The organism is Pontibacter kalidii (genome assembly GCF_026278245.1).
Lineage (GTDB): Bacteria > Bacteroidota > Bacteroidia > Cytophagales > Hymenobacteraceae > Pontibacter > Pontibacter kalidii.
Map to the genome: position 1 here is coordinate 2,139,162 of NZ_CP111079.1, position 26,216 is coordinate 2,165,377.

A 26,216-nucleotide genomic window follows, 5' to 3' on the forward strand; every position below is an offset into this window, starting at 1 on the left:
TAACTACTTTTTTGCCTGAGCCCCCTCCTGTGCTCTGTGTTCCCTGGAGGCAAGCAGATAGATCAGGGAGGCCGTTCCGTCCATCGTAGGCTCGTTGGTGCTGTAGTCCCCAAAGTCATCGTGGTATACCACCAGGTCCGACTGGAAGGCGGCATATTCATCCGGCTGCTCCAGTTTTATTCCGATCAGGTTCTTATAGATGCTGCCATAAACCGGGCCATCGACCAGACCACCGTCCAGCGGCATCTGGTGCAGGAAGGTCAAGGCAGAGTGCGGGTCTTCGGGGGTATCACCGTGGGCGGGTAGGCCAAACACCATGCTTGTGCCCCAGGGGTTCACTCCAAAAAGCCAGTCGATGTTGGCCTGCTCCAGTTCTGCAAAAGTCTCATCTCCGGAAAGCTCCCGGTAAAGATGGTTCTGAATGGCGAAAGAGGTAGTCAGGTTATTGGAGCACCAGATAAAAGGCACACCACGGTAAAAGGCATTTTGCTTCGCTTTCCTGTTAACCCGTTCGATACCTTCCTTATAAAAACTTATTAACTCAGCTTTTTTGCCGGCTTCAGCTTGTTTTGCCAGTTCGTAATGGCCAAAGTTGTGGAACGGATACCATTGGTAATGGCGCGCTGTATCTGCCCCCATCCAAGGGGTTACTTTCTCCTGCAAGCCATATTGGAAAGCCTGATCAAAGTAGCGCTGGTCTCCTGTAAGCTGATACAAGGCAGCGGCTCCAAGCTGCATATCGTCTACCCAGTTATCTTCTTCATAGAAGTATGGGGCCCGGTTAGGGGCAGTTTGTGCTACTCCCGGCTTTGCCAGCCCCAGCTTGTAGGCTGATAGCGCCTTCTTACTATACGCGCTTGCCAGGTCATCCTCCCGCTCGCCGTAGAGTTGCGCGCCCAGGGCAAAGGCACTGGCAAACTTTCCTGCCGTAGAGGCCACGCCTGTTGCCCTGTTCTTATACTTGCCTAAGCCTTGTGGCTCGCCGGTGGCAAAGTATACCGGGCGGGCCCTTCCTTTTCCCATCCCGTAGTCCACATCGTCTTTCGTAGGCAAGCGAAGCCCCTGGTGATCGCGGTCGTCGGCCAGTTGGTTGAACAGCCAATCTTCGCGCGGGTGCATTTTGGATAGCCAGGTCAGCCCCCACTTTGCCTCGTCCAGCACGTCGGCCACCCCGTTGCTCCCCTCCAGGCCATTGTCCAAGTGCTGATCAGAAAACACCTCCGGAAAATCGCGGTAAGCGGCCAGCAGGTGGTAAGTGGCGTTTGCGGACGTGGTGGCATACTGGAGGTAATCAGAGGCATCATGCCACCCGCCCGACACATCGATTAGGGTGCTGTCCGGCATGGGGCCATACATCGTATAGCCATCGTGCACGTGGCAGGAGTCCTGCAAGTATGGGTTGTAGCCGCTGCGCTGCTGGCGCATGTAGCGCAGCGCAAAATCAGCGGTGCCGCTATACACATCTGCATCAATCCTAAAGGCAGGAGATTTTACCTTGCCAGCTTTGATATGGTAGCTGCCGGGCTCAGCAAACTGGCTGAAGTTCAGCCGGTATGATTCCTTGAAAGGGCCATAAGCACCGAAGGCCTCCCCGGCACTGCCCTTGAAAACAACTTTACCTGTCTTCTCGTCCACTAATTCAAAGCTCCGGAGGCGGCCAGGGGATTTACTTACCCAAACGGCCACCTTCACACCAGCGGGAGTATAGCCCAACTGATTAATGCGCACCCAAGCCTGCTCCTGTTCAGCGGCAACCCCACTGGCGGCATCGGACTTTGATGGCACACAACCTGAAATGCCAACGCCAGCCACCATAGTAGTAACTGCCAAAGCGATGGGGAGCAATCTTTTCTTATTAATCATTGTGGTGATCTTGGTTTCTGAAGGTATGACCCGTTTACTACAGGCGCTGATATATTGCCCGTCGGAGTTGCTATGCAGATGCCTATATTAGTCTTGTCCTGCCACCAACTTCTGGAAATCGGGCAGTTTCTCATAAAGCACCTTTCCAGGGCATTGCGTTTGTGCAAAGTCCAGGTGCCCTCCTATACTGTCGGCCGGGATGTTATACTTCCTGGCTAATGCCGGTATCAATACTTCGAGTGTTGCCAGCTGTTTCGCCGTTACTTCCTCCACCTCAAAGTTGCCTTCAACCACTACCAAAAGGTGGCCAGTCGGGTCGTAGGCCGTATTGGAGTCTCCCGCATACCCGAGCTCCCTGCCTTCTGCTACTTCTCCGTTGCAATCCACATACAGGTGGTACGGAATGTCTGCCCACACAGGCTTGGTTTTGCCACTTGCCAGGGCGCTCTCCTCCTGCGAGAACTTTTGAAGCGCCCGCATCTTCTCCGCTAGCGCCCTCTCCGGCACCTGCCTTGTAGCCGTGTGGTGGATGGTAAGCCGGTTTAAGGTATGGCTGCGCATGGGCAACACCGCCGCCTTTGCACCCCATGCTTCGCGCGACATAAATTGTATTTCCTCAGGCACAGGTTGCTGTGTGGCTGGACGTTGGCAACCGAAAAGTACAAAGAGGAGGGGAATCAGGAAAGCCTGCTTCATAGGTTGTTTGTAAAGCTGTGTTTCTTGTTTATGACAACAGACTCTGCATAAGCCCTGTACACCATCCGGTTAACTTTGTAAAAAAGGCGCGGGGCGATCTGTATCGATCAGATTGCTAATATACTACGTCTGTTATATATTAGCAATTACATACATATTCGCCTGCACCGGAGCCCCATAAGTATCTTTCCCAAACTACAGCCCGGACAACTCCTTTCAACTTATCACCCTTTAAAACCCTTACACTACGCATGAAGAAGCTATTTACTTTAACCACTCTTGTACTTGCCCTTTTGTCATTTAATGTACAGTCTCAATCACACGCCCCCAAAAGAGAGTTCAGAGCTGTATGGATCGCTACTGTGGCAAACATAGACTGGCCAAGCCAGCCAGGCCTTTCCTCGGTTATTCAGCAGGAAGAGTTTAGGTATATTTTGGATGAGCACCAGAAAAACGGCATGAACGCCGTGGTGGTACAGGTTCGCCCTACAACTGATGCCCTCTTCCGAAGCGACCGGGAACTGTGGTCGCACTGGCTTACCGGCACCCAAGGCAAGGCACCTAACCCGCCCTATGATCCACTTGCGTTTCAGATAGAAGAGGCGCACAAAAGAGGGATGGAGTTCCATGCCTGGTTTAATCCCTACCGCGCCTCCCACGACACCATCATCGCCAACCTGAACCCCAACCACATCACGCAGACAAAGCCGGAGTGGTTTGTGCAATATGGCGGCAAGTTATACTTTAAACCCGGCCTTCCGGAGGTAAGGGAGTACATCACCGGCATTATCATGGATGTGGTGCGGAACTACGAGGTAGACGCCATCCACTTTGACGACTACTTCTATCCTTATCCTACAGCCGAACCTTTTCCGGACGATGAGGATTTTGCCAAGTATGGGGCCGGCTTTGCCAGCAAAGACGACTGGCGCCGTTACAACGTGGATGAGGTGATCAGAACTCTTTCTGATAGTATAAAGGCCGTGAACCCCAGGGTGAAATTTGGTATCAGTCCTTTTTCCATCTGGCGCAACAAAACCGCAGAAGATGCCCGCGGCTCTGACACAAAAGGCGGCCTCACCAACTACGACCACCTGTACGCCGACATCCGGGGTTGGCTCGAAAAGGACTGGATCGATTACAATGTGCCGCAGCTATACTTCCACATTGGCTATGAGGTGGCTGATTATGCAAAACTGCTGGACTGGTGGAGCAATAACAATTTTGGCAAACACCTCTACATTGGCCAGGGCACCTATAAAATCAACAGCGACCGGAGGTTTAAGGAATGGTCTGACCCGCTGGAGAATGGCCGCCAATTGCGTTTGAACCGCAGTACCCCGAATGTGCATGGCAGCGTTTTCTTCAGCTCAAGGTCTGTGATGAGCAACCCAAATGGCGTACAGGACAGCCTACGGCAGGACTTCTATAGGCTACCCGCGCTGGTACCTACCATGAAATGGATTGATGCTGTAGCACCTTTGGCACCGGAGGCTCTGGAAGCTAAGAGTACCCACGAAGGTATTTATTTGACTTGGAGCGCTTCAAAGCCAGCCTCTGACGGTGAGTCTGCACGTTATTATGTTATCTACCGCTTTCTCAAAAAGCAGCAGCCTGACTTTGACAACCCTGAAAATATCGTAGCCAAAGTATACAAAGACACGCACCAATTCCTGGATACCACCGTTTCCGCTGGTGAGGGCTATGTATATTTTGTTACCTCCCTTGACCAGATCCAGAACGAGAGCGCGCCATCTCCTAGAGTAAAGGCTAAGGGTAGAAAATTGCTATAAGCCTTGGTACATGCCATCTTAAGCTTCTATAAAAATGAGCAGGGAAACATTACTGCTCATTTCTTTTTACCACTTATTTTTCTTGCAGGTTAATTTGATCTGCTACTGACACAGTGCTGCTTCTTCCTCCTGGCCCAATGTTCTCTTCCTCTCCCCTACCTATCCGAGAAGAGGAAAAGAGCACTTGAATAAATGCATTTTACCGAATAATAAAGCTACAACAGCAAAATTTTGAGCCAGAGATGGAAAGCACTGGTGTCTTGAGCGAGGCAGCTCTCACTGCTAAAGGGTATAGAAGCACTCCATTTAAAAGAATCCAGAGATAGGCTACTCAAAAGTATTCTACACCCTGCATGTTGCGCAGTACTTTTATCGTTGCAGGATGCTCCTGTATACTACTAAAGTTGAGATCAATAGATACAAAAAAAGCCCTCCGGGCTTGTGGCACCGGAGGGCTTTAGTAATAATTCACAATGTAGTTATTACCAACCTGGGTTTTGCTTAAGCTCTACACCATTGTCTTGGTAAAGCTTTATCTGATCCAGTGGTAGTGGGTTCAGGTAAACTTTTGGATCTACAAAAAGACGCTGCGAAGCAGCAGAAGGTGCCGGAATGATATAGCCTTCCTCAGCGCCCGTCAACACCACATCATCTTTCAGGCCTTTATAGTCAGCTCTTCTGATCCAGGCGCCTCGGTTGATGTCTTCATTTGCCTGTGTATCCACGTACTCCAGCTTCATCCATCTTTTCAAGTCATCCAGTCTGAAGCCTTCCATCATAAGTTCAACACGTCTCTCACGACGTATCTCCCATATAATGGGTGATACAGAAGGGTCCCGCTCGGGGTCAGAGTAAACGATGCCATTTACAGCAGCCTCGTTGCCCATAACCTGCAGATCGGGCATTTCAATGCCTGGTCTGGAACGCAGTACGTTAATGGACATATCCAGATCAGCCTGGGTAAGTGCCGGCCCGCCTACGGTAGCCAACTCTGCAGCAGCTTCCGCATAGTTTACCAGCACCTCACCGTAACGGATAACAGGAGCATCCGTTGGGTTAAGGTTAGAGCTACCTTCCGGAGTATCTTTGATAGACTCGTTCAGGAACTTATGGGTAGCATAACCAGACGTTGAGTAGTTGCTAGCGATACCATTCAGGCGCAGTTCATCAGACACAAATGTTTCGGTGATGCGTGGATCTCTATTGGCCATCACATTCTCAACACCATGGTCTCCCTGGTACAACGGAGAAACAGAAATTGGTAATCCGTCTTCTGCCAAGTAAGTATCAATAGCATCTTTGGAAACACCAGTCTGTGGCTCTTTGTTGTTGTAGCTGTTCAGTGCGTGCGTCAGTATACCTGGCTCATACTGTCTGTAAAGTATAACTTCCGGGTTACCAGCCAAGTTCAGTGAATTGAACACAGCTCTGTAATCTCCCAGCGAATATTTACCAGAGCTAATGATCTGCTCAGCAGCCCATTTAGATGCCTCCAGGTACTCAGCCGCTTTCTCAGCATTGTTGTTGTGGTATTTCTGCCAGGTACCCTCGAACAGGAACACGCGCGACATGAAAGCCAGCACAACATCTCTGTTCACAGTCAGCCCTTTGGCGCCATCCGTCGCTCTTACGTTTTCGGCTGCATACCTGAAGTCGGCTAAAACTTTGTCCATTACGAAGGTGCGGGAGTCGCGGGTTTTGTAGAGCAGTTCTACATCTGCCTCTGTTAACTCCTGCTCAAACCAAGGCACATCACCAAAGCTCTTCACCAGGTCATGATATTCCAAGCCTCGGAAAAAGCGGCCAACACCTGTCCAGTGGTTTTTAGCGTCCTCAGCCATCGGTACATCCTGCACACGATCGATAAAGATGTTCGCTTTCCTTACCCAGGCGAATGTCCAGCCACCGCCTGAAGAAGGCACGTTTTTAATGAATTGGGTGGGATTTGAGGGTGCAAAATCATCGTTCAGTGTCTCACCTGAGAAGTATTTACCCCAGGAATATCCTGAACCGTAACCGGTAAAGTAGGCCGTGTAAAAGCCATAAGAAAAGGTTCTTACATTTTCCTCGTTTGTCCAGTAAGAATCGTCCGTTAGTTTATCAACTGGAGGGGTTTCCAGAAAATCTTTCTCACAACTCATCAACATAGATGAAGCAAGAAGTATAGCTGCTATGAATTTTATTTTCATTTTGATATCGCTTTAAAATTAGAATGTGGCTTGAAGACCGAATGAGAGTGTTCTGCGATAAGGGTAAACTCTACCAAATGTGTTGGAATCATTCAGGCCAGCAGTAGTGTAATTCACTTCCGGGTCAATTGGAATGTCTAAGTTATCAAACTCGAATAGGTTCTCGCCGCTAAAGTATACACGCAGTCGGTCAATCTTTACTTTGCTAGTCAGGGTGCTTGGTAGCGTATAACCGAAAGTGATGTTCTTCATTCTCATGTAAGACAGGTCGAGAAGGTACTTGGTCTGTGGCAGGAAGTTTCTGGAATTGTTGGCAACCGCTGAACCTTCCTGATCTGTAGGACGTGGATAATAAGCATTCGGGTTCTCTGGAGTCCAGTAGTCCATCTGGTGGGCATACCAGGCTTCGCCGGCTCTGTATCCAGGGATGAACAGCGGTCCGTTTGCCCAGAAGTCACGCTTTCCAACACCCTGGAAGAACAGACTCAGGTCAAATCCTTTGAAGTCGGCACCTAAGCGCAGTCCATACTGATAGCGTGGCGTAGAGTTACCGATCACTTTCATATCGCCATGATCATCAACTGTTTCCGAGCCACGATCAATTTTGCCGTCGCCGTTCAGGTCTTTATATTTTATATCGCCCGGTCCATAAAAGAACCAGCCGCTTTCGTAGAATGCCTGAGATGGTACTCCTTCTTTCAAGATATAATGCCCGTTAGCATCCTCTACCAGTTTTCCGCTAGCGTCCTGAACAAAATCATCGTTTGTAAAGAAACGATCGGTTTCGTATCCCCAGATATCGCCAAGCACCATTCCCGGACGATTTTGGTTTATGCCTCTGTTATCAGCATAGTCTGTGATCTTCTCCTTAAAATCTGCCAAGGTTGCAGTTGCGTTGATGTTGAAGCCGCTATTAAAGGTGTGCTCAAAGTCAACAGCAAGCTCCCATCCTGTGGTCTGCAGTTCTCCACTGTTACGAATAGTAGGCGTGGTGCCAAATGAAGATGGCTGAACAAGGCCCTCGCTGTGCATGTCTTCCGTAGTTCTTCTATACCAGTCAAAGGTTACACCAACCTTATCCTTCAGGAATCTTGCATCCAAACCAAAGTCAAGGGTATTTACTGTCTCCCAAGTTAAACCTGCCGGAAATGCCCCTGGCGTACCCGCAGTTACTACATTGACACCTCCTATCAGCCATCCAGATGAAGAAGAGCTCATCAAGCGATAGATATCACCCAGTCTTGAGTTAGGGTTACCAATAGAACCATAAGAACCTCTCAGCTTCAGGAAAGTCATCACCGGATCAGCAAATTCCATGAATGGTTCTTTGCTGATCACATAACCAACAGACATGGAAGGGAAAAAGGCCCATTTCTTAGTTGGGGAAAGTCGGGATGAGCCGTCGTATCTTCCGTTAAACTCAACTAGGTATTTCTCGTCAAAAGCATAGTTCAGACGGCCAAATGTACCGATGTTAGCCCACTCATCACGCGCACCATCCACAAACTGGTCACCAGTGGCAAGGTCGATCTCACCCATGTTAGGGTCCATCAGATTTCGCTTCTGAGACATTTGGTACCAGTATTCGTAGCGCTCGGCGTCGCCACCTGCCATCACTTTAAAGGAGTGTCTGCCGATGTCCTTTACGTAGGTAGCAAAAACTTTACCTACATTTCTGTTGCTCCAGTCAGAGTTGTATTGCACTCTGTTATAAGCAGCACTGCTGTATGGCTCATACTTCAAGTTTGCACCAGTCGCCCAGAAGTTGTAGGCAGATAAAACACCACCCGTCTGGTGCTCATGTCCGTTGTTTCCGGTGTATGTGTAATCAGCATCAATGGTCAGTCCCTTCAGAGGCTTTAACGTTCCTCCAATGTTGATGCGCGTCATCTCTGACGTCTCGTTGTTCATCTTCGCCTGCTGCACCTCTGTAATAGCGCTTCTGAACGGATGGCCTTCGTAGGTGCCGTACGGGTAAACGGCTGGCCATCTGTAGAGGTAATACCACGGGTCATATGTTTCGCTGGAGAAGTAGAACGGACGTGTAAAGTCAGATTTAGAGTACAGAACCTTGGCGCGAGCGTCAAACCAATCTGTAACAGTCGTATTCACCCCAACGTTTAGGTTGTACCTGTTATACTCGTCCGGGTTCACTTTCAGTACACCTTCTTGGCCCAGATAACCTAAACCCAGGTAATAGTTGGTCTTCTCGCTGCCACCAGACACAGTCACATCATGCTTCTGCTGCGGCGTCCATTCTTTCATGAACATCTCACCCGGATCCCAGGAGCGGTAGAAGAACAAGCGTCCGTCTCTTATCTCAAAGTCACGACCCAGAACCATTTCGTTGCCCAAGTCCTGGCCGCCGTACTGCTGTTCCCACTCCCGCATCTTCTCAATGGAGGTCTGGTCAATGTACATACCCACTACTCCAAATACATTTGTATTTGGGTTCTTTCTTCTCAGCGCCTGAAAAGCCGCCTCAGCTCCATCGGCTGCAGGTGCAATCTCAGGAGTTGTGGTTGGAGTAGCCCAGGAGAAGTTGTTGGAGTACGTAACTTTTGTGTCTGATCCTCTTTTGCCAGATTTCGTGGTGATCAGGACTACACCCCAGGCACCTCTGGCACCATAGATAGAGGCAGAGGCAGCATCTTTCAGCACAGAGATCGACTCAATGTCCTCCGGGTTGATCATCTGTAGGCTAGGAATCTCCACGTTGTCCACTAAGATCAGCGGCTTTGCCCCTGGATTTCTCAGCGTTCCTGATATCCCGCGCAAAGTAATGTTAGGGTTTTGCCCGATTGCACCACTGGAAGTAGTGATGGTTAAGCCTGGTGTTGTACCCTGCAAAGCACGCGCCACGTCAGTAACCGGGCGTGACTCCAGCACTTTCGTGTCTACAGTAGACACAGCACCAGTCAGATTGGCCTTTTTCTGTGTACCGTAACCAACAACCACAACTTCCTCCAGTGCCTTGGCATCAGTCTGAAGCGCTACATCGATAGTTGAGGCATTACCCACTGTTCGCTCCTCCGGCTTCATGCCGATAAAAGAGAACACAAGCACATCGCTCGGCTCAATATTGTTAATTGAGTATTGGCCTGAAGCATCCGTGGTAGTTCCACGCGACTTGCCTTTAACGGTAACAGACACCCCCGGGAGTTCAAATTTATCCTCCTCGGATGTTACTGTTCCACTTACGGTTTTGCCTTGGGCAAAACCTTCTGCATGTAGCAGGAGCATACATAGCCCCCACAGAATACATCGTAAATATTTTTTCATGTTTGAGATAGGTTGATATTTGGGGGTGAAGATATATAATATTTTATATTCTATAATAATTTTAGAGATAATTTGTCGCTATAACATCGATTTTAGCATTTAAAGAAAGTATGCCATCACCCTCCTGCAACCATCTCTATAACATGCTAAATTAATTGAAATCAAAACTCATCTGCTCATAAGGCAATGTATTATCTGCTAACCAGGTACTATCACCAAGACTAATAACACAGAATAAAGAAGCACTCACTCAAATTTAATAAATAGAAAAATCCAATTTATCACTACATCTTCACTTCTAAAAACAAACGTGTGCGTAAAGTATAAAAAGGAGAGTGACTATTGTCAGTACAATTGCACCGGCAGATAAACTGGCTTTAGAAGGAGTGCCAACGGATTACGGCCTAACGAATCCAAAGTGTTTTTTTGGCCTTTGGCTTGAGGAGCATGAAAGAAAACGAGGGCTACAGTCGGGGCAGGCAGTCATATTACCATTTAGGCGCTGCGCGAAGGCTCAGGAGGCAACCCAGTCAGAGGCGCCTATGCTTTTAGTCGCTTTATCCTTTCGACAAACTGCTGCATGCGCTCGTAGTGGGAGCCTTTCCAATACACGCGGCTGCAGGAGGGGCAGCGGAAGAAGTCATGGAAGTATAGCCGTGTCTTGGGCGGCAGTTCGTCCAGCACCTCTTCCTTTGCCACCTCCTGCACCGGTACATTGCAGGCCAGGCAGCGCTCAAACGGGCTAAAGCTATCCTGCAGGCGAAAACGCCGGATCACCTCCTCCAGTTGCTCCTCGGTGTGCTGCGAGCGCAACCAGTAACCCCATGCGATGCTTTTCTGCTTCAGTAACCCTACATCGCGCGTCAGCACTACCCGCTGCTGTTGGGCAGCGATACGCGCAATCACATTATCCGAAAGGTCTGTCTGGTAGAAAGTGTCGAGGCCGAGCAGGCGCATGCTTTTGGCCAGCGTGCCCAGGTGCACGTCGAGTATAAAACGGTGCGGCGGCGGGTTACGTTCTTCAAAGGTATAACCGGCAGGCCACTCCTTCCCCGTCTCCACCGGGTATACTTCCACCGCATCGCCGGGCCGAAGCAAGTATGAAAATGCAACCAGCTTGTTATTTGCCAGCACCACATCCACTTCCGGGTGCGGCACGCCCATGGCCTCCATGGCATCTTTTATGGCAGGCGTGCCCTGGAAAGTAAAACGTATGGTTTTGCCCTTGCGGTGCTTGTTGAGAAAGTCGTTTAAAGCACCATGAAATCGAAACGTGGCCGCATGCTCTGGTAGTTTGCTCATACTTTGCTTTACGGCAGGCTAATAATTGGTTGTTCGTTGTTAGGGTTGCGATTATACCCCGAAGTATAAACCTCAAGTTGCGATTAACCCACCCCTGCCCCTCCAAGGAGGGGAACTTCGCAAAAGAGTAGGTGATTCCCCTCCTCGGAGGGGTTAGGGGTGGGTTTACACCTGCACATCATGAGTAGATCGCAACTTGGGTTATAAAGTAGAGTAATTTTTACCAGTGGAGAAAGACTTCCCTGCTTATCAAAGCTAGCCTCCGTTTCAGCACTTCATAAGACCTTGCACTCATCCTATACCAATAACTAGCAACTAATAACTAGCAACCATTTACGGGTAACTACTCCAGCAACTTGGGCAGCTGCTGCAGCAAGGTATACCCGCCGAGGCAGGCCATTACCAGCACCACCAGCACCCCAAAAACCGTGAGCAGCGGCGGGTGGCGGTACTCCCCAATAATAGCAGGCTTGTAAGCCGCAATAAGTATAACGGCCAGCGTGAGCGGCAAGATGAGTCCATTTAAGGCACCGGCCAGTATAAGCAGGCGTACCGGCTGACCTATCGTAACGAAAACGGCGGTGGACACAAGTATAAACCCGATGATCACCCAGTTCTCATACTTGCGGATAGTGCCGCTGAAGGACTTGACGAAGGACACGGAAGTATAAGCTGAGCCGATAACCGAGGTCACCGCTGCCGAGAGCATCACCAGCCCGAAAAGCCTGTAGCCCAGCTCGCCCGCTGCCAGCCGAAAAACGGAGGCAGGTGGATTCGCCGAATCCAGCACCAGCCCCTTGCTCACCACGCCCAGCGCCGCCAGAAACAGAAATATGCGAATAACGGAGGCCACGGTTATCCCTGAAACGGCACTTGTATTTACCTGCCGCAGCGATTCTTTACCTTTCACGCCGGCATCTAGCAAACGGTGGCCACCTGCAAAGGTGATATAGCCGCCCACAGTGCCACCCACCAGCGTCACGATAGCTAGCACATCCACCTCGTCGGGCAGAAAGGTCTTGGCCACGGCCTCCCCGACAGGCGGAGCGGAAGTAATGGCGACGTATACGATCAGCAGGATCATCAAAAAACCCATCACCTGCGCGAACCGGTCCATCACCTTACCGGCCTCGCGCACCAGGAAAACACCGACCGCCATGGCCGCGGCAAGTATAGCGCCCGTTTCCGGCGAAAAGCCCAGCAGCACATTAAAGCCGAGCCCGGCACCGCCCACATTGCCAATGTTAAAGGCCAGCCCACCCAGCACGATCAGGAAAGAGATAAAGGCGCCCAGCCCCGGCAGCACCAGGTTGGCGATGTCCTGTGCCCGCCGCTCCGACACCGCGATCACCCGCCACACGTTCAGCTGCACACCGATATCGAGGATGATGGAGACAAGTATAACGAAGCCGAAGCTGGCCGCCAGTTGCTGCGTGAAAACAGTCGTCTGCGTCAGGAAGCCGGGGCCGACGGCAGAGGTCGCCATCAGGAATGCCGCACCAAGCAAAACGCTCCAGTTCTTGTGTTTCATACGTGCTTAGGTGGCAGAGATGAGGATGCCCGCGGCGGTGAGGCATTCGCGGATGCGTTTGGCAAACGATAGCGCGTGCGGCCCATCCCCGTGGATGCAAATGGTTTCAGCCTTTATACTTACCTCCGCCCCCTGCTGCGACTGCACCTTGCCCTCCTTTACCATCCGCAGCACTTGCTGCACCGCCTGCTCCTGTTCGATAATAAAGGCATTTGGCTGGCGGCGCGGCGTGAGCGTGCCGTCCTGCTGATAGGTGCGGTCGGCGAAAACCTCGCTGGCGGTTCTAAGCCCATACTTCTCCCCTGCCTTTAGCAGCTCGCTTCCGGCCAGGCCGTAAAGTATAAGTTCTGCATCTACCCTAGCAACAGCATCCGCTATGGCCTCAGACAAGGCAGTGTTGGTTGCCGCCATATTATAAAGCGCGCCATGCGGCTTAACGTGGTGCAGCCTGGCACCCTCCGCTCTGGCAACGCCCATCAGCGCGCCCAACTGGTACACCACCATATCGTATACTTCCTCCGCCGACACCGCCATCTCCCTTCTGCCAAAACCTACCAAATCGGGCAGCCCCGGATGCGCCCCAATGGCCACGCCTTTCTCCAGCGCCAGCCGCACGGTTTTTTTCATGGTGGCCGGGTCACCGGCATGGAAGCCGCAGGCAATATTGGCAGAACTCACGAAGTCCAGAAGTTCGCTGTCGTTGCCCATTTGCCAGGCGCCGAAGCCCTCGCCCATGTCGCAGTTCAGGTCTACGGAGAGTTGATTCATACTTGGTTAAGCTTGTATAAAATGGCCTGCTGTAACGCCAGCATGCTTAATTCCTGTTGATAGAATAATCGCTGCGCCTCCTCCAGGCTAATATCCTCAAAGCTGATAACGCCACCCGGCTGCACCTGCGCCAGCTTCGGGAGGTCTGCAGTGATGACCTGGATTATGCGCGGGTAACCGCCCGTAGTCTGCGCATCGGCCATAAGTATAATGGGATTGCCCTGCTTTGGCACCTGCACCGTGCCAAAGCTCACGGCCGTGGAGAGCATTCCCCGCTCCTCCTCCAGCACCAGCATAGCCCCCTGCAGGCGGTAGCCCATCCTGTCCGACTGCGGCAGGAGTTTATACTTCTCCTGCCAGATATAACCGCGGCTGCTTTCCGAGAACCAGTTATACTCCAGGTTGCCCCTTGCCCGCAGCACCGGGTATTGCGCATAGGCTGGCAGCAGCTCCGGCTCCGGGCTCCACAGCGCCTCTGTAAAACTAGCTTCCTTTTTACCCTGCAGGAGCAGCGCACTCAGTATCTGTCTGTTTGTTTCTGATGATGCCCCAAGGTATAACTTGTCCCCGCTGCGAAGAGCACGCCCCTGCAGACCGCCGAGGCCGGCGTGCATGTACGTTGAGCAACTGCCCATCACCACCGGCACGTCAACCCCTCCGCCCACAGCCAGATAAGTATAGTTGCCATACCTGGGCTTGCCGAAGCGAAGTATACTTCCGGCCTTCACCAGCACCGGCCGCCACAGGCGCACGGGCTTGTCATTTATACTTGCTGACAGATCGGCTCCACCTAAGGCGATTATAGTATCCTGCTCAAACTCTATTTCCGGCCCCTGCATACTAATCTCCAGCGTTGCCGCTCCTTCAGCATTCCCCACCAGTAAATTAGCAATGCGCAGGGCCACTTTATCCATGGCGCCACCCACCACTACACCTTGCCGCTGGTAGCCGTAACGACCCAGGTCCTGCACGGTCGTGAGCAAGCCCGGCTTTCTTATTTTTAGTCCCATGCCTGCTCCTCCTCCATGACCAGGAATTCTTCCGGGGAAATCGGCACGAAACGCACTTCATCTCCTGCCTGCAGCAAACTCGGATTATCACGGCCAGGGTTGAAGAGTTGCAGCGGCGTGCGCCCGATCAGTTGCCAGCCGCCGGGGGTGCTGATGGAATAGACACCTGTCTGCGCCCCGGCAATACCCACGCTGCCGGCAGGTATACGGTTCCGTGGGTCGGCTTTTCGGGGTACGGAAAGGCGCACATCCATCCCGCCCAGGTAGGGAAAGCCAGGTGCAAACCCTATCATATAGACATGGTAAGTGCCGCTGCTATGGATCCGGACAACCTCATCTGTGCTCAACCCAGCATGCTCCGCCACCTCCTCCAGGTCAGGCCCGTAAATACCTCCGTACACCACGGGCAACTCCACCACGCGGGCAGGCTTGGTGTGGGTCTCCTGTACCTGCTCCACCAGAATGCCCAATTGTCGCACCACTTCACTGTAAGCATCCAGCTTGCCCTGCTGGCTCAGCACCCAGGGGTCATAGTACACGGTGAGGGAAGTAAAAGCGGGCACGAACTCCACCAATCCGGCAAAAGGCTGCTGCTCCAATGCCTGCGCCACGGCCAGGATGCGGCGATGTATGTCAGGGCTGATGGTTTCCCCAAAAAGCAGCGCCACGGCATTGTCGCCGAGGGGGCACAGGAGGAGCGGCGGATTTTGGAGGATCTCAGGCATAGAACATGTATACTTGGCGCTACGGCTGCGGGTTCAGGTAGAGTTCTTTGTTCCGGAGCGGCACCAGGGCCAGCACCACCGCCTGCTCGTATAGCTCGCGCCGGTCTACCACATTATGGGTAAGTATGCCAATGGCGCCGCCCTTCTGCTTGGAGTTGGAGTGGCTGAAGATACGATCGTTGGCCTCGCCAAGCTCTACCCCCTGCTCCACCAGCTTCCGCACTTTCTGGGGCAGGAAAAACGTGCCGGATCGCGCTTTGCCCATCTGCTCGTTATCCTGCACCACCACCCAGGCGAAGGTAGCCAAGTCGCCTCCGATTACCTCTACGCCGCCTTCCAGCCCAATCCAGAAATCGGCGTCCGGCTGCAGTGCTTTCGCGTTGGCTACACGGTTCAGCGCCCCCTGCAGCGTTTCCTGCTCCGTCATGGGCTGGTCGGCCACGCCGGAGGGCACACTCGCTGGCTCAGGGATAAACTTGGACTCCGGGAACATACGCTGCAACCCATCCAGCGCGGCGTTTACCTTCACCGGGTTCGTGGAGGCAATCACTACGGTATATGTTTTGTGTTCCATGATCAATTTAAAGTATAAGTTCAATCTCTCTTTTTTGTCATCCTGCAAGGATCTTGTGGGCCAGTAGTGATAGCTTAACCTCCCGAGGGAAGGGGCCCTCCCTTCCACCAAGTTTCTTAACAGAATGACAGTAATTTTGAGCCTGTTTTACTAGAATGAACCCACCCCTACCCCTCCGAGGAGGGGAATTCATACTTGTATACTTTTCTAACTCCCGAACTCTCTAACTCCTAAACTCCCCTACTCTCCAACATTAATAAGTATATTTGAAAAGTATGAAAAAGAGAAACAGAAACCTACTCCTGGCAGGCATCGCTTTGCTCAGCGCAGGCTCCTTGGCCTCCTGCAGCAACACTATTCCTGCTTCAGAGCCCATACCCGTAGAAACCGGCGTATCCAAGGAACTGGCCGATTACCGCAAGCAGGTGCTCAGCCGCATCGCCTACGACATCAGCCTGCAGATCCCGGAGCAGAAGCAGCAGCCTATTCTTGGTTACGAGACTATTACCTTTCGCCTCTCCGACAACAGCCGCCCGCTGCAGCTCGACTTTAAAGAGGCCCCCGACCACCTGAAACAAGTATGGCTGAACGGCAAGCAACTGGAGGCGAAGCTAGAGAACGAGCACATCCTCCTGCCAGCCAAAGCTCTTAAGGTTGGGGAGAATGAGGTAAAGGTAGAGTTTATCGCCGGGGACTTGTCGTTGAACCGAAACGAGGAATACCTGTATACCTTGCTGGTGCCCGACCGCGCCCGCACCGTGCTGCCCGTGTTCGACCAACCCAACCTGAAAGCCACCTTCAAGCTTAGTTTAACACTTCCCAAAGACTGGAACGCGTTAGCGAATGGAGCACTGGTAGACTCTACGGTGGCAGAGAACAGCAAAAGCTATACTTTCGCTATTTCTGATACCATCCCTACTTACCTGTTTTCGTTTGCGGCGGGTAAGTTCAAGCATGTGCAGCGCGACATGAGGGGCACCACCATGCACTTTTACCACCGCGAAACCGATCAGGCCAAGCTACGCGAAAGCATGGACCCGATCTTCCAGCTCCACAGCGATGCGCTGGTTTTTCTGGAGGAGTATACACAGATCCCTTACCCTTTCCAGAAGTTCGATTTCGTGGCAATTCCGGACTTTCAGTATGGCGGCATGGAGCATGTGGGCGCGATCCAGTACAAAGCTTCCACTCTGTTTCTGGATGAGACGGCAACGAAGGACGAGAAAATCGCCCGCTCCAACCTTATCGCGCACGAAACGGCCCACATGTGGTTCGGCGACCTGGTAACGATGCAATGGTTCGATGATGTGTGGATGAAGGAGGTGTTCGCCAATTTTATGGCTGATAAGGTAACGCAGGTGGCGCTGGAGAACACCAACTATGACATGAAGTTTTTGGTAGACCACTTCCCCGCCGCCTACAGCATCGACCGCACTTCCGGGGCTAACCCTATCCGCCAGCCGCTGGACAACCTGCAGGATGCCGGCTCGCTCTACGGGGGCATCATCTACCACAAAGCCCCCATTATGATGCGCCAGCTGGAGCGCCTGATGGGTGAGGATGAACTGCGCAAAGGACTGCAGGAATACCTGAAAACCTACGCCTTTCAAAACGCCACCTGGCCCGACCTCATCAAAATACTGGATGCCCGCACCCCTACCGACCTGCAACAGTGGAACCAGGTCTGGGTGAACGAGCCGGGACGGCCTGTTTTTACGCATGAACTGAAGGCCCGCAACGGCAAAATCGAGCAGCTGCGCGTGTCACAGAAAGGCGAAGACGGCTCTGACAGGGTATGGCCGCAGTTCTTCGAAATAGCGCTGGTGTACCCCGACCGGATGGAAGAGCTGACGGTGGACATGACGAACGAGGATGTGGTGGTGGAGACAGCCGCAGGCAAAGAGGTGCCGCAGTTCATCCTTTTCAACTCCACGGGGCAGGGCTACGGCGTGTTTCCGGTGGATGAGGCGATGCTGCAGCGGCTGTATACTTTGCAGGACCCAGTACAGCGCGCGTCGGCTTACATCAACCTCTACGAGAACATGCTCAACGGCCGCAGCCTTACCCCACAACAACTCCTCAGTTTCTACCAAAAAGGGCTGACACAGGAGCAGGAGGAGCTGAACATTAAGCTGCTTACCGGGCAGCTAAGCGATCTGTACTGGGTTTTCCTTTCGCCGGCACAACGCCAGCAACAGGCGGCGCAACTGGAGCAGCATGTGTGGCAGGCACTGCAGCAGCACCAGGCGCCAAACGTGAAAAAGCTGCTCTTCAAGACCTACCAAAGTGTAGCCACCTCCAAAGAAGCGCAGGACAGGTTGTACCAGGTATGGCAAAAGCAGGAGCCGCCTACTGGTGTCAAATTGAATGAAGATGATTATACTTCGCTGGCACTTGCCCTGGCCGTGCGCGACTATCCGGCACAAAGTATACTGCAGCAGCAACTGACCCGCATCCAGAACCCTGACCGAAAAAAACGGCTGGAGTTCCTCATGCCAGCGCTGTCTGCTGATGTGCAGGTGCGGGATGCGTTTTTCGCGTCACTTAAAGATGCCGAGAACCGGGAGAAAGAGTCCTGGGTAGCCTCAGCCTTGGGTTACCTGCACCACCCGCTGCGTGCTCAGACTTCTGAGAAGTACCTGCCCCAAAGCCTGGAGCTGCTGGCCGAAATCCAGCGCACGGGCGATATTTTCTTTCCCTTTAACTGGCTCCGCGCCACTTTAGGCTCCTACCAAACCACCACAGCAGCCCAGGTCGTTCGCGATTTTCTGAAGGCAAACCAAAACTATAACCCAAAGCTTAAAGCCAAAATCCTGCAGGCTTCCGACGATCTGTTCCGGGCGGAGAAGCTGGTGCAACAGCAGTAAATCAATCAAACCTCGCGGCGTCTTTAAGCCCCGCGAGTGTCTAGGTTTTAGCGTGGCAATGGCTATGAGTACGAACAGTCACCGGTTTTACAAACATGATGCGCTCTTTTGAAAAAAGAAAAGCCCCTCCGTTTCCGGAGGGGCTTTTTAAACGTTATACTTCGAGTAGATTACACCAGTATTCTCACCGGGTTCTCCAGCAGGTTCTTGAACGTCTGCAGGAAGGCGGAGCCTACCGCGCCATCCACCACGCGGTGGTCACAAGATAGGGTAACCTTCATCACGTTGCCGATCTGGATGTTACCGTTCTTCACAACCGGTGTTTGCTTGATGCCTCCCACAGCCATGATGCAGGCATCCGGCGGGTTGATGATGGCGGTGAACTCTTCGATGCCGAACATGCCCAGGTTGGAGATGGTAAACGTGTTTCCTTCCCAGTCGGACGGCTGCAGCTTCTTGCTCTTTGCTTTACCGCCCAAATCTTTCACCTCGGCAGAGATGGCAGAGAGCGACTTGTAGTCCGCGTTGCGAACAACCGGTACCAGCAGGCCTTCTTCTACCGCTACGGCCACACCAATGTTGATGTGCTTGTTGTAGCGGATCTTATCGCCCAGCCAGGAGGAGTTAACCGCCGGATGCTGACGCAGGGCCGCAGCAGCGGCTTTGATGACCAGGTCGTTGAAGGATACCTTCACCGGAGATACTTCGTTGATGCTGGCGCGTGCCTCGATGGCTTTGTCCATATCGATCTCCATGGTCAGGTAGAAGTGCGGAGCGGAGAACTTGCTCTCGGCCAGACGGCGGGCAATTACCTTGCGCATCTGCGATACGTTCACCTCTTCGTAAGCCTCGGCTGGAGCACCCGGTATGGCAGTGCTGGCCTGAGGGGCAGCAGCCTGCGGCGCAGCGGCTTTCTGCGGTGCGGCAGACGGCGTGAAGCTCTCCACGTCGCGCAGCACAATGCGGCCATTCTCGCCTGTACCTTTTATCTGGCTCAGGTTAAAGCCTTTCTCTTTGGCCACGCGCTTGGCCAGCGGCGAAGCCTTGATGCGGCCATTCTCAGAGGCAGCAGCGGTTTCTTCGCCGGCAGTGTCGGTTACGTTTGTTTCCTGTACTTTCTCTGACGTTGTCGCGTCTACGCCGGCCTCGATGGCCTCGTCTGTCTGGGCGTTCTCCTCGCGCTCCTGCGTGTTGGACGAAGCCGCTTCCAGCAGTGCTTTGTAGTCCGCGCCTTCCTCTCCGATAATGGCGATGATGGCGTCAATGGCCACGGAGTCGCCTTCTTTCACGCCCGTATACAGCAGTGTTCCGTCTTCGTAGGACTCCAGTTCCATGGTGGCCTTGTCGGTTTCCACTTCTGCCAGCACATCTCCGGACTTCACTTTGTCGCCTTGCTTCTTCTGCCAGCTCACCAGCACCCCTTCGGTCATGGTGTCGCTCATTTTCGGCATGCGGATAACGGAGGCCTTGATATTGCTCGTGTCAACGGCGGTTTTGGCTGGTGCCTCTTCTTTGGCAACGGCAGGCTTGGTTTCTTCTTTCTTCGGCTCAGGCTTCTCCTCTTTCTTTTCTGCCTTGGCAGCCGGAGCGCCGCCGCCTTTTACCTCGCTCAGCAGGCCGGAAATGTCCTCGCCTTCCTTGCCAATAATCGCGATGACGGCATCCACCGGTACAGAATCCCCCTTTTTGGGGCCGATGTACAGCAGTGTTCCGTCTTCGTAGGACTCCAGCTCCATGGTGGCCTTGTCGGTTTCCACTTCTGCCAGGATATCGCCGGCGCTTACCTTATCGCCCTCTTTTTTCAACCAAGATGCAATCACCCCCTCCGTCATCGTGTCGCTCATCTTGGGCATTTTTATAACTTCAGCCATAAATTTCGTGTTGTTTATTCGCCCAATAGGTCTTGTATGATCCGCCCAAAATTAGATTTAAAAATATTTTATTCAAACTAAGTATGCATACAAATGATTTTACCGCCACCGGATACTTTACCGCTGCCCTACTTTAGCCTGCATACTGCTCCGGCAAGCAAGTTACGCAAACAAGCTTAATATCTAAAGTTTCGGCACCTTACTTCTGTGTTATACCTTCGGGAGGCTACTGCAGGTGCGCCACATCGCAGTACTTTTTAACGGCAAACATACTTCCGGTGTAGTCCAGCTGGTAAAGGCAGAGGTTCTGGTGCCTGAACTCATCCATGCAGCGCAAGGGGTAGCGCAGCAGTTGGCACAGCAAAATGCGCATGGCCCGGCCGTGCATGCACACGAGAATGGTTTCCTCCTCCGGCCTGCTGAGCATTAAATCTATAAAAGGCTGCTGCCGCTCAAAAACCAGCTGCGGGCTCTCGCCTCCCTCTATGCAGATTTCGGTATTGCCATCGCACCAGGTCTGCAGGATGCCGTGGTAGTAGGCGTCCTCTTCCGGAGTGATGCGGGTGCCCTCGCGGGTGCCCCAGTTTATTTCGTTCAGACCGGTGTGCTGCTCGTGGGGAATCCCCAGGTCGATGAATTGCTGCACCGACTGAATGCTGCGCTGCAGCGTGGAAGTATACACTTTATCGAACTTCACGTCCTTATACTTCTCGTAAAACAGGGCTGCCTGCCGCTGCCCCTCCGCATTCAGCACGGAGTCAACGCCGCTGCCCTGCACAATACTTTGCTGGTTATAGTCTGTCTGCCCGTGGCGGATGAGGTATACTTTCTTAATACTCAAAATTCTTCTACTTTTGCCTACTTACATAAATCAGCGCGAATTTAGGCATCTCAGCGGATGGATAAAAATACAGATACGGTAGAGCGTGTAAAACAGTGGTGCCAGAACACCATGATCGAACACCTGGGCATCGAAATTACGGAAGTGGGCGCCGACTACCTGTGCGGCAAAATGCCCGTGGACCAGCGTACGCACCAGCCCATGGGCCTGCTGCACGGCGGGGCCTCGGTGGTGCTGGCCGAGTCGCTGGCAAGTATGGGGGCGGCCCTTCAGGTAGATTTAACAAAAAAGGCCTGCGTTGGTTTAGAGATCAATGCCAACCACCTGCGCAGTGCCCGCGAGGGCTGGGTGTACGGCAGGGCCACCCCAATTCATGTAGGCCGGAGCACGCAGGTTTGGGAGACCCGGATCACCAACGAGGAAGGCGATCTGGTGTGCATCAGTCGCATGACCGTGGCCGTAATCGATAAAAAATAAACCGGCTATACTTGCCAAAAGGAGCGACTATGAGGGGTGAGCAAACCCAGAAGTATACTTTAGAACAGATTTTCCGAGCAGCCATCGCCGGGCAAAAGGCGGTGGCTGTCTGGCGCCTGCCCTTTTCCGATAAGCTGCAGGCCTGCGTGCAACTGGGACAGCAATTCACGACCGGGCAACCGCAACTCGAAACCAGCCCCTTCGGCTTCTTCTTTTGCCCTTTCCAGGTATCAGCACAGGACCGGAACCTCTTTATAAAGGGCGATCTATACTTCGACGGGGAAACCCTGACGCCTGCAGCCGAGGTTCCACAGCCGCAGTTGCAGGCATTTTACGCCTTGCTGCGGGAGGCACCAGGTATAAACGGCTGGCATACTTCCGCCAGCACAGAAAATCATACTTTCCAGACCGAGCAGGGATTTACCACTGCAGTACGGAAGGCGGTGGAACGTATAAAGGCGGAGGAGATGGAGAAGGTGGTGCTGTCGCGAAACGACCGGGAGCCGCTGCCAGAGAGCTTCTCGCCGGTGGCAGCCTTTAAGACGATGGTGGCCACTTACCCGCGGGCCTTCGTGTCGCTGGTGTCGGTACCGGGTGTGGGCACCTGGATGGGGGCCTCGCCTGAGATCCTGGTAAGTATAAACGAGCAGCAGGTGTTCCATACGGTGGCACTGGCGGGCACACAAACGGCTGTGGAGAACATGGCCGACGCCATCTGGCGGCAGAAGGAGATTGAGGAGCAGGCCATGGTGGAGCGCTACATACTTAGCTGCTTTAAGAAACTACGCCTCCGCGAGTATTCTGAAGTCGGCCCCAGAACGATTGTGGCCGGCAACCTGATGCACCTGCGCACCGATTTTAAGGTAAACCTGAACGAGGTGCATTTCCCGACCCTGGGCACCGACATGCTGGAGCTGCTGCACCCGACCTCGGCCGTTTGCGGGCTGCCCAAGGAACCGGCGCTGCAATTTATACTGGCCCACGAAGGTTACAGCCGCGGCTACTACAGCGGCTTCCTGGGCCCGGTAAACGGCGCGGGCGGCTCGCACCTGTACGTAAACCTGCGCTGCATGCAACTACGCCAGCATGAGGCTATTCTTTACGCCGGCGCCGGCATCACCGAGGGCTCCGACCCACATAAAGAATGGCAGGAAACCCAGCACAAAATGCAGACGATGGGGAAGATCCTGTCGGATTTTTAATTTTGATTGAGTAAATGAGTGATGGAGTGAATTTTATTCTCTTTCATTCCTCATTCACACATTCACTCATACACTAACTCACTCATTCGCTCATTATGATTCTACAGCCCGTTGTAAATATAGCTGAGATTTGCGCCCAGAAGGGTGTGGAGCAGGTGGTGCTGTCGCCGGGCTCGCGCTGTGCGCCCCTGACCATAGCTTTTGCCCGCCACCCGCAGTTTACGGTGCGCACTGTGAGCGATGAACGGGCTGCCGCCTTTATCGCCCTGGGCATGGCGCAGACAACAGGCAAGCCCACGGTGCTCGTGTGCACCTCCGGCACGGCTTCCCTGAACTATGCGCCGGCCGTGGCCGAGGCATACTTCCAGCAGGTGCCGCTGTTAATCCTGAGCGCCGACCGCCCCCCGGAGTGGATTGACCAGCTCGACGGGCAGACGATACGGCAACAAAACGTTTACGGGCAGCACATCAAGCACAGCTATACTTTCCCGGCTGATTTCTCGCACTCCGATGCCGTATGGCACAGCGAGCGTATGGTGTCGGAGGCGCTGAACGAGGCTCTGGCCTACCCTGCCGGACCGGTGCACCTCAACGTGCCGCTGCGCGAGCCCTTCTACCCTGCCCCCGGCGAGGAGTTGCAGTATGGCCAAGTAAAAGTAATCGAGGAGGAGGCACACACGTATGCCCTGAGCGAGGGGCAGGCGCTGAAGCTGCAGCAGGAAATACTCAAGTATAGAAAAGTGCTGGTGCTGACCGGCCAGGCGCAGCACCACGAGGCACTGCTCCAAAGTATAGGAACCTTTGCCGAGACCACCGGTGCCGTGGTCGCAGGCGATATCATCAGCAACATACACAGCTTGCCGGAGGCCGTGCGCCACCAGGATGTGATCTTCGCCAACGCGGACCAGGAACAACTGGCCAAGTTGCAGCCCGACCTGCTCATCACCTGCGGCAAGTCCACCATCTCCAAAGCCCTGAAATTATACCTGCGCAAGTATAAACCAAAGGCCCATTGGCACCTGCAGCCCGCCGGCCAGGTAGCCGATACGTTCCAGTCGCTGACGAAGATCGTGCGCTGCGCCCCCCACAGCTTTTTCAGCGCTATGGCCGGCAGCACCAAATCCGACAACGACTTCTCCGCCGACTGGGCTGCCGCTAATAAAGCAGCCGGTGATTTCCTGCAGACGTACAGCACCGGGGCTGCTTACAGCGAGCTACCGATCGTGACGCGCGTGCTGCAGCAACTGCCGCAGCAAAGCAATCTGCACCTGGCCAACTCCATGTCGGTGCGCTATGCCAACATAGCAGCCCTGCAGCCGCAGCAGCAGGTGGAGGTTTACGCCAACCGCGGCACCAGCGGCATAGACGGCAGCACCAGCACGGCCGTCGGCTGCGCCCTCACCAGCCCCGGCATCACCACGCTGCTCACCGGCGATTTGGCCTTTTTCTACGACCGGAACGGCCTCTGGCACAACTACCAGCCGCAGAACCTGCGCATCGTACTGCTCAACAACCACGCCGGCGGCATTTTCAGGCTGATAGATGGGCCAAGGCAACAGCCCGAGCTGGCCCCCTTCTTTGAGACGCACCAGGCGCTGAATGCCGAAAACACCGCCCGCGATTTTGGGATAAAGTATACTTCCGTGCAAGGGATGGAAGAACTGGACCAGGCGCTTCCCGGCTTCTTTGCCGCTGAGGCAGGTGCAGGCATCCTGGAGATTTTTACCGACAGCGCGGCCAATGCCGAGGCCTTCGAAAAGTATAGGCAAGCTGTGCGCGGTCTAAAGTTGTTGTAAAGTATAAATCCTAGCCTTTCACCCTTCAAGAGAAAAGTCTCCCCTTTGCTGGCGCGAACCTGCTGACCTACACCAGCATCGAATGTGTTATGCGTACAGTAATTTACTATCTTTTTTAACCCACCCCAGCCCCTCCGAGGACGGGAATTGGCTTTACTAAAACGGGAGCAGGCAGTTGAGATGCGCGCGAATCCAAATGCTACTAATCCTGTGAAGTAACTGTAACACCTGCCACGCAGCTCATAGAGAAAGCTGGTTTTGTGCGGGCCATCCGCTTAAAGGAACATTGGCCCTTTGCCAATTACTTCCCCTATTCTTGTCCGATAAAGTTATCAAGGCGTATATATAAATAGAAGCATGTTTTACCTAAACCTTCTGCGCCATGAACGTTGCACACGAATTAAACCACGCTGCGCCCCGGAACAGCGCCAGCAACCCGGTCTGGATGGATGGCCTTCGGATCCTTCTTGGCTTGTTCCTCTTCATCAAAGGCATCCTGTTTCTGGAGCATAGCAGCGACCTTTTCTATGTCTTCAGCCAGAGCCAGGATTTTATCGGCATGCACAAAGCCTCGGTGTTCACCAGTGCGGTGCATATTATTGGTGGGCTGATGATCGCCTTCGGTTTCCTCACCCGGCTGGCCCTGCTGCTGCAGATTCCCGTCGTGCTGGGTGCCCTGCTCATCGTGAATCCGCAACAGGGCATCAACCTGAGTAACACCGAGCTCTGGCTGTCTGGGGCGGTGATGGCCCTGCTGTTGTTCTTCATGATCGTTGGCCCTGGCCGCTACTCTGTGGACAACAAGGTGCTGCGGCACCAGAAATAGAACTGGTTTCAGAGGCTCGGTTTTGTACTTCCTTACTCCGGATAAAAAGCAATAATATAATTTGTACTTAAAATCGTCCGATACATGGCAAACTACGTTTAATAAAGTGAGAATCAATATGTTTCACTTTTAATCTGTAAAGCCATGAACCTTACAAATGATATGTATCGCGTGGAGCGCTGGGCGGATACACACCACCCCTTGTGGCTCGATTTCATGAGAATTGGTTTGGGTGCCTTCCTGATAATAAAGGGTTTTATGTTTATCCAAGATACCGCCGCGCTGTTCAGCATCATGCAGAAGAGTCAGTTCCCATGGGTATCGATAGGCCTGGCGCACTATGTAGCCTTTGCGCACTTGGTGGGCGGATTGCTGATTGCCCTAGGACTGATAACCCGGGTAGCCATACTTTTCCAGTTACCGATCCTGATCGGAGCCGTTTTTTTCATCAATCCCGAGAGAGGTTTTTACTCTGAGAACACCGAGCTTTGGTCCTCTATCGCAGTGCTGCTGCTGCTTATTTTCTTCCTTATTTTCGGCTCTGGCCGCTTCTCCGTGGATCACCTTATCCGGAGGCCGGATAAAGACTGGCTCTATTAACGT

19 protein-coding genes are annotated in these 26,216 nt (G+C 53.1%); 7 read left to right on the top strand and 12 right to left on the bottom strand.

The genetic code is table 11. The features are described from left to right. Positions 1-3: 3 nt before the first annotated feature. Entirely contained in the window at positions 4-1,863 is a 1,860-nt protein-coding gene (locus OH144_RS09145) for a glycoside hydrolase family 9 protein (protein WP_266205993.1), read from the bottom strand. An 87-nt stretch (positions 1,864-1,950) separates the two neighbouring features. Beyond that, positions 1,951-2,559, bottom strand: a complete 609-nt coding sequence (locus tag OH144_RS09150) for a peptidoglycan recognition protein family protein (protein ID WP_266205994.1) — start codon at positions 2,557-2,559, stop codon at positions 1,951-1,953. A 251-nt stretch (positions 2,560-2,810) separates the two neighbouring features. Here OH144_RS09150 and OH144_RS09155 point away from each other — a divergent pair, with 251 nt between their 5' ends. After that, positions 2,811-4,352, top strand: a complete 1,542-nt coding sequence (locus tag OH144_RS09155) for a glycoside hydrolase family 10 protein (RefSeq protein WP_266205995.1) — start codon at positions 2,811-2,813, stop codon at positions 4,350-4,352. 482 nt (positions 4,353-4,834) lie between these two features. Here OH144_RS09155 and OH144_RS09160 read toward each other — a convergent pair whose 3' ends face one another. The 8 genes from OH144_RS09160 to yjjX form a co-directional block, all read right to left on the bottom strand. Continuing rightward, on the bottom strand, positions 4,835-6,541 hold the full coding sequence (locus OH144_RS09160; RefSeq protein WP_266205996.1) for a RagB/SusD family nutrient uptake outer membrane protein: 1,707 nt from the start codon (positions 6,539-6,541) through the stop codon (positions 4,835-4,837). 18 nt (positions 6,542-6,559) lie between these two features. After that, positions 6,560-9,784, bottom strand: a complete 3,225-nt coding sequence (locus tag OH144_RS09165) for a SusC/RagA family TonB-linked outer membrane protein (RefSeq protein WP_266205997.1) — start codon at positions 9,782-9,784, stop codon at positions 6,560-6,562. Between the two features lie 579 nt (positions 9,785-10,363). Continuing rightward, positions 10,364-11,125, bottom strand: coding sequence for a Mut7-C RNAse domain-containing protein (locus OH144_RS09170; RefSeq protein ID WP_266205998.1), 762 nt, complete (start codon positions 11,123-11,125; stop codon positions 10,364-10,366). Positions 11,126-11,468: 343 nt separating this feature from the next. After that, complete coding sequence (locus tag OH144_RS09175; protein ID WP_266205999.1) at positions 11,469-12,656, bottom strand: NRAMP family divalent metal transporter; 1,188 nt, start codon at positions 12,654-12,656, stop codon at positions 11,469-11,471. 6 nt (positions 12,657-12,662) lie between these two features. Then, positions 12,663-13,424 carry a LamB/YcsF family protein gene (locus OH144_RS09180; protein ID WP_266206000.1) on the bottom strand — a complete coding sequence of 254 codons (762 nt, stop codon included), beginning with the start codon at positions 13,422-13,424 and terminating at the stop codon, positions 12,663-12,665. Next, positions 13,421-14,434, bottom strand: coding sequence for a 5-oxoprolinase subunit C family protein (locus tag OH144_RS09185; RefSeq protein WP_266206001.1), 1,014 nt, complete (start codon positions 14,432-14,434; stop codon positions 13,421-13,423). Before OH144_RS09185 ends, OH144_RS09180 begins: the two co-directional genes overlap by 4 nt. Beyond that, positions 14,425-15,159, bottom strand: a complete 735-nt coding sequence (gene pxpB, locus OH144_RS09190) for a 5-oxoprolinase subunit PxpB (RefSeq protein ID WP_266206002.1) — start codon at positions 15,157-15,159, stop codon at positions 14,425-14,427. The genes OH144_RS09185 and pxpB overlap by 10 nt, the downstream gene beginning before the upstream one ends. 19 nt (positions 15,160-15,178) lie before the next feature. After that, entirely contained in the window at positions 15,179-15,733 is a 555-nt protein-coding gene (gene yjjX, locus OH144_RS09195; RefSeq protein WP_266206003.1) for an inosine/xanthosine triphosphatase, read from the bottom strand. A gap of 275 nt (positions 15,734-16,008) precedes the next feature. Between yjjX and OH144_RS09200 the strand changes: the two genes are divergently transcribed. Then, complete coding sequence (locus OH144_RS09200; RefSeq protein WP_266206004.1) at positions 16,009-18,600, top strand: M1 family metallopeptidase; 2,592 nt, start codon at positions 16,009-16,011, stop codon at positions 18,598-18,600. Between the two features lie 170 nt (positions 18,601-18,770). Here the strand turns inward: OH144_RS09200 and OH144_RS09205 are convergent, their stop codons facing one another. Beyond that, positions 18,771-20,471 carry a pyruvate dehydrogenase complex dihydrolipoamide acetyltransferase gene (locus tag OH144_RS09205; RefSeq protein ID WP_266206005.1) on the bottom strand — a complete coding sequence of 567 codons (1,701 nt, stop codon included), beginning with the start codon at positions 20,469-20,471 and terminating at the stop codon, positions 18,771-18,773. A 226-nt stretch (positions 20,472-20,697) separates the two neighbouring features. Further along, complete coding sequence (locus tag OH144_RS09210; RefSeq protein ID WP_266206006.1) at positions 20,698-21,312, bottom strand: histidine phosphatase family protein; 615 nt, start codon at positions 21,310-21,312, stop codon at positions 20,698-20,700. Between the two features lie 57 nt (positions 21,313-21,369). Between OH144_RS09210 and OH144_RS09215 the strand changes: the two genes are divergently transcribed. The 5 genes from OH144_RS09215 to OH144_RS09235 all read left to right on the top strand — a co-directional run bounded on the left by OH144_RS09215 (position 21,370) and on the right by OH144_RS09235 (position 26,213). After that, positions 21,370-21,789 (top strand): PaaI family thioesterase, encoded by a 420-nt coding sequence (locus OH144_RS09215; protein ID WP_266206007.1) that lies wholly within the window; start codon positions 21,370-21,372, stop codon positions 21,787-21,789. 29 nt (positions 21,790-21,818) lie between these two features. Then, the gene (locus OH144_RS09220) at positions 21,819-22,991 is read left to right on the top strand and encodes a chorismate-binding protein (RefSeq protein WP_266206008.1); all 1,173 of its coding nucleotides are present in this window, start codon (positions 21,819-21,821) and stop codon (positions 22,989-22,991) included. Positions 22,992-23,086: 95 nt separating this feature from the next. After that, positions 23,087-24,787 (top strand): 2-succinyl-5-enolpyruvyl-6-hydroxy-3-cyclohexene-1-carboxylic-acid synthase, encoded by a 1,701-nt coding sequence (menD, locus tag OH144_RS09225; protein ID WP_266206009.1) that lies wholly within the window; start codon positions 23,087-23,089, stop codon positions 24,785-24,787. A gap of 382 nt (positions 24,788-25,169) precedes the next feature. After that, positions 25,170-25,613 carry a DoxX family protein gene (locus OH144_RS09230; RefSeq protein ID WP_266206010.1) on the top strand — a complete coding sequence of 148 codons (444 nt, stop codon included), beginning with the start codon at positions 25,170-25,172 and terminating at the stop codon, positions 25,611-25,613. A 144-nt stretch (positions 25,614-25,757) separates the two neighbouring features. Beyond that, the gene (locus OH144_RS09235) at positions 25,758-26,213 is read left to right on the top strand and encodes a DoxX family protein (protein ID WP_266206011.1); all 456 of its coding nucleotides are present in this window, start codon (positions 25,758-25,760) and stop codon (positions 26,211-26,213) included. Positions 26,214-26,216: the final 3 nt, after the last annotated feature.

Coding starts and splice junctions, on each gene's coding strand:
- OH144_RS09145 (WP_266205993.1), bottom strand. CDS start 1,863: ATGATTAATAAGAAAAGATTGCTCCCCATCGCTTTGGCAGTTACTACT.
- OH144_RS09150 (WP_266205994.1), bottom strand. CDS start 2,559: ATGAAGCAGGCTTTCCTGATTCCCCTCCTCTTTGTACTTTTCGGTTGC.
- OH144_RS09155 (WP_266205995.1), top strand. CDS start 2,811: ATGAAGAAGCTATTTACTTTAACCACTCTTGTACTTGCCCTTTTGTCA.
- OH144_RS09160 (WP_266205996.1), bottom strand. CDS start 6,541: ATGAAAATAAAATTCATAGCAGCTATACTTCTTGCTTCATCTATGTTG.
- OH144_RS09165 (WP_266205997.1), bottom strand. CDS start 9,784: ATGCTCCTGCTACATGCAGAAGGTTTTGCCCAAGGCAAAACCGTAAGT.
- OH144_RS09170 (WP_266205998.1), bottom strand. CDS start 11,125: ATGAGCAAACTACCAGAGCATGCGGCCACGTTTCGATTTCATGGTGCT.
- OH144_RS09175 (WP_266205999.1), bottom strand. CDS start 12,656: ATGAAACACAAGAACTGGAGCGTTTTGCTTGGTGCGGCATTCCTGATG.
- OH144_RS09180 (WP_266206000.1), bottom strand. CDS start 13,424: ATGAATCAACTCTCCGTAGACCTGAACTGCGACATGGGCGAGGGCTTC.
- OH144_RS09185 (WP_266206001.1), bottom strand. CDS start 14,434: ATGGGACTAAAAATAAGAAAGCCGGGCTTGCTCACGACCGTGCAGGAC.
- pxpB (WP_266206002.1), bottom strand. CDS start 15,159: ATGCCTGAGATCCTCCAAAATCCGCCGCTCCTCCTGTGCCCCCTCGGC.
- yjjX (WP_266206003.1), bottom strand. CDS start 15,733: ATGGAACACAAAACATATACCGTAGTGATTGCCTCCACGAACCCGGTG.
- OH144_RS09200 (WP_266206004.1), top strand. CDS start 16,009: ATGAAAAAGAGAAACAGAAACCTACTCCTGGCAGGCATCGCTTTGCTC.
- OH144_RS09205 (WP_266206005.1), bottom strand. CDS start 20,471: ATGGCTGAAGTTATAAAAATGCCCAAGATGAGCGACACGATGACGGAG.
- OH144_RS09215 (WP_266206007.1), top strand. CDS start 21,370: ATGGATAAAAATACAGATACGGTAGAGCGTGTAAAACAGTGGTGCCAG.
- OH144_RS09220 (WP_266206008.1), top strand. CDS start 21,819: ATGAGGGGTGAGCAAACCCAGAAGTATACTTTAGAACAGATTTTCCGA.
- menD (WP_266206009.1), top strand. CDS start 23,087: ATGATTCTACAGCCCGTTGTAAATATAGCTGAGATTTGCGCCCAGAAG.
- OH144_RS09230 (WP_266206010.1), top strand. CDS start 25,170: ATGAACGTTGCACACGAATTAAACCACGCTGCGCCCCGGAACAGCGCC.
- OH144_RS09235 (WP_266206011.1), top strand. CDS start 25,758: ATGAACCTTACAAATGATATGTATCGCGTGGAGCGCTGGGCGGATACA.